The following is an 11,825-nucleotide window of genomic DNA, read 5'->3' as shown; positions in this document are numbered from 1 at the left end:
CGTTGCGGAAGCCGGCGATCTCCGCGATCCGCTTGATCGGGCTGCGACCGCGCATCAGCTCCTGCTTGGCGAGCTCGAATTTTGCCTCTTCCTTGAGATCGCGCAATGAGGTCGCCTCCTCGCTCAGGCGCCGATGCATGGTGCGGGTAGAGAGTGCCAGCTCGCTTGCGACATCCTCGGCTCCGAGACTGCGTCCGCGCGCATTGCGGAGCACGCGGCGAACGCGCTCGACCAGCAGCCGGTCGCGCCGATAGGGGAGCACTGTCAGCCGCAGCGCGCCCTTGAGCATGTTGTCGAGGTCCGCCGCGCTACGGGTGAGCGGCAGCGACAGATAATGCTTGTCGAAGGTGATGGAAGCACGGTCCGCATCGAAGCGGATGTTTCGGCAAAAGATGGTGGGATAGACCGAGACATGGCCGGGCTCGGCGTACGGGAATTCCGCGGCGCGGAGCGCGATCCTGGAATCCACGGCCCAGCAGGAAAAGCCAAGAACATAGCGAAGCAGGGTGACCAGGCAGAATTCGCGTAGAGATCCAAGGTCGCGCAGTTCACGGATGGACACGACTGCGGTCTCCTTGCCGACCGCGAGATCGAGCAGCACGTCCTCGGTGAGCAGACGATGGTGCCGGCACCAGCGCTTGAGCGCGACCTCCAGCGTCGGGGCGGTGATCGAGGCGCGGCACAGCATGCCGTAGGTGCCGAAGGGCAGCCGGCGCGAGAACCAGCCGAGCGCCTCGTCATCGAGCTCGCGCATGGCATGGCCCGCCAGCGCCTCGAACTGGCCGGCCGTGACCCGTCCACCCGGAGAATTGACAAGGTCTGGCGTTACCTGACCCCGGCTCAGCGCCTCGGTCGGATCGCGGCCGTAACGTTCGTAAGCGGCAACGACCCCGCGGACGAAGGCGGCTGGGGTCACGGCGCGGCGCGGGATCGCGGTTGCGACTTGAAAAGGCATCGGAAATCCTCTGGGAAAATCCTCGCCAAGTTTGGCGGAAAATGCAACCTTTTCGACCGCAGAAGGGCCCCGATGCCGCTAGGTTCGGTCCCCAAAAGACGGAGGAATCGCCTTGAATATTCCGAGCATCGATTTCGATCTGGGCGAAGATATCGGCATGCTGCGCGACACGCTGCGCGCCTTCGTGGAGGCGGAGATCGCCCCGCGTGCCGCCGATATCGAGAAAGCCAATCTGTTCCCGGCGGACCTCTGGAAGCGCCTCGGCGACCTCGGCCTGCTTGGCATGACCGCGCCGGAGCAATATGGCGGCTCCAACATGGGCTATCTCGCCCATATCGTCGCGATGGAGGAGATTTCGCGCGGCTCGGCCGCGGTCGGTCTCTCCTACGGTGCCCATTCCAATCTCTGCGTCAACCAGATCCGCCGCAACGGCAGTGATGCGCAGCGCGAGCGTTATCTGCCGAAGTTGATCTCCGGCGAGTATGTCGGCGCGCTCGCGATGTCCGAGCCCGGCGCCGGCTCCGACGTTGTGTCCATGAAACTGCGCGCCGACAAGCGCGGCGACCGCTACGTGCTCAACGGCTCGAAGATGTGGATCACCAATGGCGGCGATGCCGACGTGCTGGTGGTCTATGCCAAGACCGATCCGGAAGCGGGCCCGCGCGGCATGACCGCCTTCCTGGTCGAGAAGGGGGCCAAGGGCTTCAGCCACGGCCAGCATCTCGACAAGCTCGGCATGCGCGGCTCCAACACCTATCCACTGTTCTTCGACGAATGCGAGGTGCCGGAGGAGAACGTGCTTGGCAAGGTCGGCGAGGGCGTCAGGGTGCTGATGTCCGGCCTCGACTATGAGCGCACGGTCCTCTCCGGCGGCCCGCTCGGGATCATGGCGGCCTGCATGGACGCGGTGGTGCCCTACATGCACGAGCGCAAGCAGTTCGGCCAGCCGATCGGCGACTTCCAGCTCATGCAGGGCAAGCTCGCCGACATGTACGCGACCTGGCAGGCCACGCGCGCCTATGTCTATGCGGTGGGGCGTGCCTGCGACCGCGCCGATCACGCACGCAGCTTGCGCAAGGATGCGGCGGCTGCGATCCTCTATTCCGCGGAGAAGGCGACGTGGATGGCGGGCGAGGCGATCCAGGCGCTTGGCGGGGTCGGCTACACCTCCGAATTTCCGGTCGGACGGCTCTGGCGCGACGCCAAGCTCTACGAGATCGGCGCGGGGACTTCCGAGGTCCGCCGCATGCTGATCGGCCGCGAATTGATGGCTGAGACGGCTTAAAACCTTCACGCAATTGGAATCAACATGCCGCTCCATTCCAGCATCGATACGTCTTCGTCGGACTTTGCACGCAATTCCGAGGCCATGCGCAGCCTCGTCGCGGATCTGCGCGAAAAGCTGAGCCAGGTCGCCGGCGGCGGCGGTGAGGTCTCGCGCAACCGCCATACCTCGCGCGGCAAGATGCTGGCGCGGGAGCGCGTCGACCTCTTGGTCGATCCCGGCACCGCGTTCATGGAGCTGTCGCCGCTCGCGGCCTATGGCCTCTATGGCGGCGACGTGCATTCGGCCAGCGTTGTCACCGGGGTCGGGCGCATCGCGGGTCGCGAATGCGTGATCGTTGCCAACGATGCCACCATCAAGGGCGGCACCTATTATCCCATGACCGTGAAGAAGCATCTGCGCGCGCAGGACGTGGCGCGGCAGAACAATCTTCCCTGCGTCTACATGGTGGATTCCGGCGGCGCCTTCCTGCCGCTGCAGGACGAGATCTTTCCGGACGAGCGTCATTTCGGCCGCATCTTCTACAACCAGGCCCAGATGTCGTCGCAAGGCATCCCGCAGATTGCCATCGTGATGGGCTCCTGCACGGCCGGCGGCGCCTATGTCCCCGCGATGTCGGACGAGAGCATCATCGTGCGCAATCAAGGCACCATCTTCCTCGGCGGGCCGCCGCTGGTGAAAGCGGCGACGGGCGAAGTGGTGACCGCGGAAGAGCTCGGCGGCGCCGACGTGCATTCGCGGCAATCGGGCGTGACCGATCATTACGCCCAGAACGACGCGCACGCGATCGGCATCGCCCGCCGCATTGTCGGCACGCTGAAACCATCGGTGCGACCGAACCTCAACATGCATCCGGCGCGTGATCCCTTGTTTGCGGCGGAGGAGATCTACGGCGTGGTGCCCGTCGACGGGCGCAAGCCGTTCGACGTGCGCGACATCATTGCGCGCGTGGTTGATGGCTCCGAATTCGACGAGTTCAAGAAGCTCTACGGCACGACGCTGGTGTGCGGCTTCGCTCACATCTGGGGTTTTCCGGTTGGCATCATCGCCAACAACGGCATTCTCTTCAGTGAAAGTTCGCTGAAGGGGGCGCATTTCATCGAGCTGTGCTGCCAGCGCGGCATTCCGCTGGTGTTTTTGCAGAACATTACCGGCTTCATGGTCGGCAAGAAGTACGAGGCCGGCGGCATCGCGCGTGACGGCGCCAAGCTGGTGACGGCGGTCGCGACGGCGTCGGTGCCGAAATTCACCGTCGTGATCGGCGGCTCCTATGGCGCCGGCAATTACGGCATGTGCGGTCGCGCCTACTCACCGCGCTTCCTCTGGATGTGGCCGAACGCCCGCATCTCGGTGATGGGCGGCGAGCAGGCCTCGATGGTGCTGAGCCAGGTCCGCCGCGACAATATCGAGGCCAAGGGCGACAGCTGGTCGAAAGAAGACGAAGATAAATTCCGCGAGCCGATCCGCGCGCAATATGAGAGCCAGGGGCACCCGTATTACGCGACCGCGCGGCTCTGGGACGACGGCGTGATCGACCCGGCCGATACAAGGCTGGTGCTCGGCCTTGGCCTCTCGGCCGCGTCGAATGCGCCGATCGAGCCGACGAAATTTGGCCTGTTCAGGATGTGATGCGATGGACCGCTCAAAGCTCTACCGTCGTTTTCGCACGCTCCTGATCGCCAACCGCGGCGAGATCGCCTGCCGGGTGATCCGCACCGCGCGCGCCATGGGCCTGCGCACCGTCGCGGTCTATTCCGAGGCCGACCGCGAGGCGATGCATGTCGCGCTCGCCGACGAGGCCGTACTGCTCGGACCCGCACGCGCTCGCGACAGCTATCTCAATGTCGAGCGGCTGATCGGGGCCGCGCGAAAGACCGGCGCGGAGGCGGTCCATCCCGGCTACGGCTTCCTATCTGAGAACGCCGAGTTTGCGCAGGCGTGCTTCGACGCCGGCCTGGTCTTCGTCGGCCCGACCGCCGCGATGATGACCGCGATGGGCTCGAAGTCCGGCTCCAAGGCGCTGATGGAGAAGGCCGGCGTACCGCTGGTGCCCGGCTATCACGGCGAGGCCCAGGACGATGCGACGCTGGCGAAGGCGGCCGAGAAAGTCGGTTTCCCCATTCTGGTAAAGGCGTCCGCCGGCGGCGGCGGCCGTGGCATGCGCATCGTTCGCTCCGTGGATGAACTTGCGCCTGCAATCGTCAGCGCGAAGCGGGAAGCAAAAGCCGCGTTCGGCGACGACCGCATGCTGATCGAAAAATACGTCGATAACCCCCGCCATATCGAGGTGCAGATCGTCGGCGATAGCCATGGCAATCTGCTCTCGCTGTTCGAGCGCGAATGCACGTTGCAGCGGCGGCACCAGAAGGTGATCGAGGAGGCGCCGTCGCCGACGCTCAATGCGGCCCAGCGCGAGACGGTCTGCGCCGCTGCGCGAAAGGCGGCCGGAGCCGTCAACTATGTCGGCGCCGGCACCATCGAGTTCGTCTCCGACGGCAAGGACGTGTTCTTCATCGAGATGAACACGCGCCTTCAGGTCGAGCATCCCGTGACCGAGCTGATCACCGGGATCGATCTGGTCGAGTGGCAGTTGCGGGTCGCCTTCGGCGAGGCGCTGCCGCTCAAACAAGATCAGATCAAGCTCAACGGACATGCGGTTGAGGCTCGGGTCTACGCGGAGAACCCGACCAAGAACTTCATGCCTTCGGTCGGCAAGATCTCGACCTGGCGGTTGCCCGCGGAAACCGGCGGCCTGCGCATCGACGCTGGCTATCGCGAGGGCGACGCCGTCTCGCCGTACTACGATGCGATGCTAGCGAAGATGATCGCCTGGGCGCCGACGCGGGAGGTCGCGATCGAGCGGCTGAACCGCGGGCTGGAAGAGTCCGACGTCCGCGGGATCGTCAGCAACATCCCGTTCCTGTCGGCGCTGATGACGCATCCGAAGGTGAGAGCGAACGCGATCGACACCGGCTTCATCGAACGCGAGCTTGCGGTCCTGACGCAGGCACCGCCGGCGCCCGGCGAGCTCGAGCTCTGCGCCGCCGTGGCCGCTGTGATCAACAACGAGCGGCAGGCTGCGCAGGCGGACGCGAATTCGCCCTGGCAAACCTTTGGCTGGATGCCGGTCGGCCGCCGCCAGCGCAACTTTACGTTCCGCGTTGGCCACGGACCCGAGCAGAAGGTTGTGCTGAACTACGGCAGCGGCCCGTCCACACTGGTGATCGGCGAACGCGAGCTGGCGTTTGCGATTGCGCCTCGCGACGGCGGCTTCGATCTGACTCTCGACGGCGTCAAATCGTCGGTCGCGGCCGTGATCGACGGTCATGAGCTGTATTTGCGCACGCGCAACGGGCGCTTCGACCTGCATTGGGTCGATCCGTTCGGCGGCGAGACCGAGGAGCAGGCCGGCGCGGATAAGATCGCAGCGCCCTTGCCGGGCACCGTCGTCGCCGTGCTGGCGGAGGAGGGGGCCAAGCTCGAGAAGGGCGCGCCGATCCTGACGCTGGAAGTGATGAAGATGGAGCAGACGCTGCGCGCGCCCTATGCCGGCGTGCTGAAGTCGATCAAATGCAAGGTCGGCGACATCGTCCAGGAGGGCATCGAGCTCGCCGTGGTCGAGCCTTCCGGAGAATGAGATGAGCGACCCCGTCCGCATCATCGAAATGGGGCCCCGCGACGGCCTGCAGAACGAGAAGACGGCGGTCAGCGTCGAGGCGCGGATCGCCTTCATCGAGGCGCTGGTCGCGGCTGGCCTCAATACGGTCGAGGTCGGCGCCTTCGTCTCGCCCAAGGCGATCCCGCAGATGGCGAGCTCGGATGCCGTGCTGCGCGGCGTCAGCCATTTGACCGGTGCCGAATTCCACGTGCTGGTGCCGAACGAGAAGGGCTATGACGCCGCGCGCGCGGCCGGCGCCAAGATCGTCTCGGTGTTCGCCGCGGTTTCCGAAGGCTTTTCGCGGGCCAACATCAATTGCACGGTCGCGGAGTCCATCGAACGGTTCAAGCCGGTGCTGGCGCGCGCCAAGGCTGATGGTGTCAAGGTACGCGGCTATATCTCCTGCGTGCTGGGCTGTCCCTTCGACGGCGAGATCAAGCCGAAAGCCGTCGCCGATCTCGCCACCACGCTGTGGGAGCTCGGCTGCTACGAAATCTCGCTCGGCGACACCATCGGCGTCGGCACGCCTGATAAAGCCAAGGAGATGCTGCGCGCGGTCAGCGCCAACATCCCGCCCGCCAATCTCTCGATGCATTTCCACGACACCTACGGCCAGGCGCTCGCCAATCTGTATGCGGGGATGGAGGAAGGCGTCCACGTCATCGATGCCGCCGCCGGCGGCCTCGGCGGCTGCCCCTACGCGCCGGGCGCGACGGGCAACGTTGCGACCGAGGACGTCGTCTACATGCTCGAGGGCATGGGAATCAGGACCGGCGTTGATATGGAGAAGCTGCTGGCTGTCACGAACGAGATGAGTCGCGTGCTCGGCAAACCGCCCGTGAGCCGCGTGGCGTCCGCACTGAATGCAAGGAAGAAGCGGGCAGCTTCGTAGGGTGGGCAAAGGCGCATAGCGCCGTGCCCACCATCTTTCCACGATTTCGATCTCAGTGGTGGGCACGCTTCGCTTTGCCCACCCTACGTGCGCTCAGGCTGCCTTCAACCCAACATCGGGCAGGCGCGGCCGGCTCTTGAGCGCCTTGGCCATCATCGCCTCGACCTCGGCCTTCTCCTGCGGCAGCAGCGCGAGGCGGGGCGGGCGGGTCAGCGCGGTGCCGCGGCCCATGATGTGCTCGCACAGCTTGATGCACTGGACGAGGTCCGGGCGTGCGTCGAGATGCAAGAGCGGCATGAACCATTCGTAGAGCGGCATCGCCTCGGCATAGCGTCCGGCCTTGGCCAGGCGAAACAGCGTCTCGCCCTCGCGCGGAAAGGCGTTCGACATGCCGGACACCCACCCCACGGCGCCCATGGCGATGCTCTCGACGATGACGTCGTCGAGGCCGGCGAACAGCACGAAGCGATCGCCGACCATGTTCCTGGTGTCGATGAAGCGCCTTGTGTCGCCCGAGGAATCCTTGAAGCAGACGACGGTCTCGACGTCGGCGAGCGTGGCCAGAATGTCGGGGGTGACGTCGTTCTTGTAGATCGGCGGATTGTTGTAGAGCATCACCGGCAGGTCCGTCGCGGTGGCGACGGCGCGGAAATGCGCGGCGGTCTCGTGCGGCTTGGACGAATAGACCAGGGCCGGCATCACCATCACGCCGTCGATGCCGACGCGCGCGGCCTCCTTCGCGGTTTCGACTGCGAAGGCCGTGGTGAATTCGGCGATGCCGCACAGCACGGGCACGCGGCCGGCCGCAACGGATTTCGCCGTCTCCATGATCGCGACCTTCTCCTTGCGCTCCAGCGAGGTGTTCTCGCCGACCGAGCCGCAGACGATCAGGCCGGAGACGCCATCACGGATCAGTCCGTCCATCACCTTCGCGGTCGCGTCGATGTCGAGCGAGAGATCGTCGTGGAATTGCGTGGTGACGGCCGGGAAGACGCCCTCCCAGGAAACGCGGCGGCTCATGATTTGACTCCGAGTGGATTTGGCCGGCGGGGGGCTGGATCCGCCGGGGTTCTTGGAAGGGGATGGCGGTTGGGGTCAGAGCGTGGCGCCGACCTTGCGCAGCTCGGCGAGGACGGGCGCCTTCGGCAGCCAGATCTTGTCGAACTCGGCAATGACGGCTTCGGTATCGCCGGCCGGCACCTGGCGGATCGGGATCGGGGCATTGCGGAAATTCTCGATCAGCGCGGGCTCGTTGGAGGCCAATTCGTCGATCTGCGCATCCAGCGTCGACTTGACGGTCTTGGCGATCAGCTCGCGGTCGGCGGCGGGGAGCGACTGCCAGACCCGGCCCGAGAGCACTGCGGCCATCGGCATGAAGACGGCGTTCATCTGCAGGATCACCTTCGACACCTTGTCGAAGCGCTGGTTCCAGGAGAATTCGAGATCAGCCTCGAGACCGTCGACCTGGCCATTGGCCATCGCGTCGAACACCTGCGGCGTCGGGATCGGCGTCGGAGCTGCACCCAGCGAGGAATAGAAATCGCGATAGACCGGCGTCGGATTGATGCGCAGCTTCATGCCTTTGATGTCGGCGAGCGAAGTCAGGTCCTTTGAGGAGAATACCGCCCGCATGCCGGTGATGCCCCAGCCGAGCCCGATCGTTCCGGTCTCCTGCGGCAGCACCTCGAACAGCTTCACCGCCGCCGGATGCCGTACGAATTTCGCCACTGCGGGCGTCGAGCGGACGATGTAGGGCGCATTGATCGCTGCAATGTGCGGCACGCGCGAGCCGAGCTCTGCGGCCTGGACGAAGCCCATGTCGAGCGCGCCGGACTGCAATTGCTGCATCATCGCGGGCTCGTTGCCGAGCTGGCCGGAGTGAAATACGGTCAGGGTCAGGCGGCCGTTGGTCGCCGCCTTGAGATCTTCACCGAATTTGAGCGCAGCCTTGTTCCAGGAATGGCCGTTCGGCGTAATCAGGCCGAGACGGAATTCCTTGGCCTGGGCGAGCGCCAACGACGGCGCGAACACCGATGCGGCGGCGCTGGCTGCGAGAAAGCGGCGGCGTGAAAGCGGCATGGTCGGGCTTCCTTTTGGACGGGCCTATTTGATCAGGATCAGCGAGAGTGACGGATAGAGCGAGAGCAGCACCAGCAGGACGCAGGAGATGACGAAGAACGGCAGCGTCACCATGAACATCTTGCCGGGCTTGGCGCCGGTGACAGCGGCCGCGACGAAGAAGCAGAGCCCGACCGGCGGCGACAACAGGCCGAGCACGAGGTTGATCACCACCACGACGCCGAAATGCCTGGGATCGATGTGATAGACGTCGGTTGCAACAGGCAGCAAGATCGGCACCGTCATGATCAGGCCGGGAATGCCGTCGATGACGGTGCCGATCACCAGCAGGATGACATTGCAGATCAGCATGAAGCTGATCGGGTCCTTGGCGGCCGTCTGGATCCAGGCGGCGGTTTCCTGCGGCACCTTGCCGAAGATCAGCACCCAGGAGAACACCGCCGCGGCGGCCACCAGGAACAGCACGATCGCCGAATAGATCGCGCTGCGCAGCATCATCTGCGGCAACTGCGAGAATTCGAACTCCCTGGTCCAGAACTTTCCGACCAGGGCTGCGGCAACGGCGCCGACGGCGGCGGATTCCGTCGCGTTGGCGAGACCGCCGAGGATGGTGCCGACGATGACGATCGGGATCAGTAGGGTGGGCGAGGTCCGCAGGATCGTCGCCACGCGCTGCCGCGGCGTCTGATAGTCGGCGCGCGGATAGTTGTAGACGTATCCCATCAGCGCAATGACGACACAAAACATCACCGTGAGGATCACGCCGGGCACGATGCCGGCGATCAGCATGTCGCTGACCGAGACCTGTGCGAGCACGCTGTAGACCACGAACATCACCGAGGGCGGAATGATCGGACCGAGCATGCCGCCATAGGCGGTCAAGCCCGCCGCAAACGTCTTGTCGTAGCCCTTCTTCTCCATCTCCGGCACCATGATCTGGGCCATGATCGCGACCTGTGCGGTCGCTGACCCCAGGATCGAGGAGATGAACATGTTGGCGAGGATGTTGACGTAGGCGAGGCCGCCCTTGAGCGAGCCGACGAAGGCCATCGCCATGTCGACGATGCGCCGCGTGATGCCGCCGCCGTTCATGATCTCGCCGATCAGGATGAAGAGCGGGATCGCGATCAGGCCGTAGCTGTCGACGCCGCCGAACAGCTGGAGCGGATAGGACTGGAACAGCACCGGATTGCCGGATGCGGCGATGTAGACCAGGCCGGCGAGACACAGGCAGAGACCGATCGGTACGCCGACCAGCATGATCGCGAGGAAGGCTGCCGACGTGATCATCAGTTGACCCCGTCGAGCTCGGAGAGCGCAAAGCCCTTCGGTGGGATGCGCGGGACCAGTTCGAGATCTTCCAGCAAATTGGCGAGACCATGCACGGTCATCGACACCGCGAAGATCGGCAGCGTCAGATAGAGCACCCAGGTCGGCCAGTTCAGCGTCTGGGTATGCTCCGTGTAGAGGAAATTGAAGGTCTGGGCCGCCAGCTTGCGCCCGTCGAAGCCGGCGCGGGCGAGGCCAATCGGGTCCATCCAAAGCACGCAGGTGACGATCAGGGCGAGACCGAACACGACGACGAGGCCGGTCGAGATCACCTTCGCGATCTTCTGGGCGCGGAGCGAAAGACGTTCCGTCAGCATCGTCACCGCGAAATCGAGCCGCAGCCGCGTCATCGCGGAGGCGCCGACGAATGTCAGCCAGACCACGCAATAGACCGCGGACTCGTCGATCCAGTAGATCGGGAAATGCGAGTAGCGGGTGACGACGTTGACCAGGATCAGGGCGGTGAGCAGGTACATCAGGCCCATCAATGCGATCCGCTCGACGGCGAGCAGGGCGCAGGAGGCGCGGACGACCATGCGTCGAACGCTGAACGCGCGCGTGGCCGGCATCGTCTGCTCGATCATGAAGAGGCCCCATTGCCCGCAAGATTTGTCGTGCGATGGCCGAATGTATAATTTATACATTTTGGCTGTCAAATGGAATCGCGGATTGCGTCGAAGGCGTGCACGCGCTTTTTGCGGGGACGCGATGACCTCAACATGCAAGACAGGGACCGTTCCGGCCGGCCGAGTCGGAGAGGGACGGAAGATCGGATGAAACTGCCTCTGAAGCATCGCACCCTGTCGGCTGCGATCGTCGACCAGCTCCGGCAAGCAATCCTCGACGGGACCTATCCGGCCGGATCGCAACTGCGCCAGGATGCGCTCGGCGAGGCCTATGGCGTCAGCCGTATCCCCGTGCGCGAGGCGCTGTTTCAGCTCGAAGCGGAAGGCCTGGTGCGGATCGTTCCGCAGAAGGGCGCCATCGTCTCCGAGCTGTCACTGGACGAGATCAACGACGTCTTCGACCTGCGCCGGATCCTGGAGCCGCGGCTGCTGGCGCACTCGGCTCCCCGGTTCACGGCGGAGGATTTCGCAGGGCTCGACGACATCCACAAAAGCTTCGAGAAGGCGATCAAGGCCCGCAACGTCAGCGAATGGGGGCAGCTCAATGCCGACTTCCACATGGCGCTCTACATCCACGCGCCGCAGCCCCGCACCCGGGCGATCGTGCTGTCACTGCTCCAGACCAGCGACCGCTACACGCGGCTTCAGCTCTCCAACACCAAGGCGATGGGCACGGCGGAGAAGGAGCATGCCCATCTGATCGCGCTCTGCCGCGCGCAGAAGATCGAGGAGGCCTGCCGGTTTTTGGAGCGTCACATTGAAGCCGTGCGCAAAGATCTGCTGCAGGTGGTGGGTGGCGGCACGCTCGCGCCGAAGTCGCGGCGGAAGCGCGAGTCGTAATCGACGCGCTGGTAGGGTGGGCAAAGCGAAGCGTGCCCACCACTTTTCGCGGAAGCACAGAGAGGTGGGGGGGGGGGGGGGGGGCGCGGGGGGGGCGCGCCCCCCCCCCCCCGCCGGGGCGGGCAAGGAACCACCGGGCCCCCCCCACCCCCCCCGCCGGG

Annotated in this window: 10 protein-coding genes; 5 read left to right on the top strand and 5 right to left on the bottom strand. The window is 65.0% G+C overall.

Going from position 1 to position 11,825, the window contains the following annotated elements:
- A partial coding sequence (locus AC0L3A_RS18890; protein WP_473254949.1) for an AraC family transcriptional regulator occupies positions 1–955 on the bottom strand: 955 nt, incomplete at its 3' end.
- Between the two features lie 157 nt (positions 956–1,112).
- Between AC0L3A_RS18890 and AC0L3A_RS18885 the strand changes: the two genes are divergently transcribed.
- From AC0L3A_RS18885 to AC0L3A_RS18870, 4 genes are read left to right on the top strand one after another with little or no spacing between them, the layout of a single operon-like run.
- Positions 1,113–2,240 (top strand): isovaleryl-CoA dehydrogenase, encoded by a 1,128-nt coding sequence (locus tag AC0L3A_RS18885; protein WP_088941281.1) that lies wholly within the window; start codon positions 1,113–1,115, stop codon positions 2,238–2,240.
- Positions 2,241–2,264: 24 nt separating this feature from the next.
- A complete protein-coding gene (locus AC0L3A_RS18880; RefSeq protein WP_219680210.1) occupies positions 2,265–3,869 on the top strand; it encodes a carboxyl transferase domain-containing protein in 1,605 nt (534 codons plus the stop codon).
- Positions 3,870–3,873: 4 nt separating this feature from the next.
- The gene (locus AC0L3A_RS18875; RefSeq protein ID WP_219680208.1) at positions 3,874–5,877 is read left to right on the top strand and encodes an acetyl/propionyl/methylcrotonyl-CoA carboxylase subunit alpha; all 2,004 of its coding nucleotides are present in this window, start codon (positions 3,874–3,876) and stop codon (positions 5,875–5,877) included.
- 1 nt (position 5,878) lies between these two features.
- Positions 5,879–6,790: a hydroxymethylglutaryl-CoA lyase gene (locus AC0L3A_RS18870; protein WP_219680205.1), complete on the top strand. Its 912-nt coding sequence runs from the start codon at positions 5,879–5,881 to the stop codon at positions 6,788–6,790.
- A 93-nt stretch (positions 6,791–6,883) separates the two neighbouring features.
- On the opposite strand, the gene AC0L3A_RS18865 is transcribed toward AC0L3A_RS18870, so the two are convergent.
- The 4 genes from AC0L3A_RS18865 to AC0L3A_RS18850 form a co-directional block, all read right to left on the bottom strand.
- Positions 6,884–7,810 carry a dihydrodipicolinate synthase family protein gene (locus AC0L3A_RS18865; protein WP_007591326.1) on the bottom strand — a complete coding sequence of 309 codons (927 nt, stop codon included), beginning with the start codon at positions 7,808–7,810 and terminating at the stop codon, positions 6,884–6,886.
- A gap of 75 nt (positions 7,811–7,885) precedes the next feature.
- Positions 7,886–8,869: a TRAP transporter substrate-binding protein gene (locus tag AC0L3A_RS18860; RefSeq protein ID WP_219680202.1), complete on the bottom strand. Its 984-nt coding sequence runs from the start codon at positions 8,867–8,869 to the stop codon at positions 7,886–7,888.
- Positions 8,870–8,893: 24 nt separating this feature from the next.
- A complete protein-coding gene (locus tag AC0L3A_RS18855; RefSeq protein ID WP_007591322.1) occupies positions 8,894–10,159 on the bottom strand; it encodes a TRAP transporter large permease in 1,266 nt (421 codons plus the stop codon).
- Entirely contained in the window at positions 10,159–10,767 is a 609-nt protein-coding gene (locus AC0L3A_RS18850; protein WP_219680318.1) for a TRAP transporter small permease, read from the bottom strand. Before AC0L3A_RS18850 ends, AC0L3A_RS18855 begins: the two co-directional genes overlap by 1 nt.
- A 204-nt stretch (positions 10,768–10,971) precedes the next feature.
- Here AC0L3A_RS18850 and AC0L3A_RS18845 point away from each other — a divergent pair, with 204 nt between their 5' ends.
- Positions 10,972–11,664: a GntR family transcriptional regulator gene (locus tag AC0L3A_RS18845; protein WP_219680198.1), complete on the top strand. Its 693-nt coding sequence runs from the start codon at positions 10,972–10,974 to the stop codon at positions 11,662–11,664.
- Positions 11,665–11,825: the final 161 nt, after the last annotated feature.

Source organism: Bradyrhizobium sp. MI1.3 (assembly GCF_055811695.1).
This window is presented reverse-complemented; position numbering and strand designations above follow the sequence as displayed.

Bases quoted from the DNA above. Each gene is read 5' to 3' on its own strand.
- AC0L3A_RS18885 (WP_088941281.1), top strand. From the start codon at position 1,113: ATGCTGCGCGACACGCTGCGCGCCTTCGTGGAGGCGGAGATCGCCCCG.
- AC0L3A_RS18880 (WP_219680210.1), top strand. From the start codon at position 2,265: ATGCCGCTCCATTCCAGCATCGATACGTCTTCGTCGGACTTTGCACGC.
- AC0L3A_RS18875 (WP_219680208.1), top strand. From the start codon at position 3,874: ATGGACCGCTCAAAGCTCTACCGTCGTTTTCGCACGCTCCTGATCGCC.
- AC0L3A_RS18870 (WP_219680205.1), top strand. From the start codon at position 5,879: ATGAGCGACCCCGTCCGCATCATCGAAATGGGGCCCCGCGACGGCCTG.
- AC0L3A_RS18865 (WP_007591326.1), bottom strand. From the start codon at position 7,810: ATGAGCCGCCGCGTTTCCTGGGAGGGCGTCTTCCCGGCCGTCACCACG.
- AC0L3A_RS18860 (WP_219680202.1), bottom strand. From the start codon at position 8,869: ATGCCGCTTTCACGCCGCCGCTTTCTCGCAGCCAGCGCCGCCGCATCG.
- AC0L3A_RS18855 (WP_007591322.1), bottom strand. From the start codon at position 10,159: ATGATCACGTCGGCAGCCTTCCTCGCGATCATGCTGGTCGGCGTACCG.
- AC0L3A_RS18850 (WP_219680318.1), bottom strand. From the start codon at position 10,767: ATGCCGGCCACGCGCGCGTTCAGCGTTCGACGCATGGTCGTCCGCGCC.
- AC0L3A_RS18845 (WP_219680198.1), top strand. From the start codon at position 10,972: ATGAAACTGCCTCTGAAGCATCGCACCCTGTCGGCTGCGATCGTCGAC.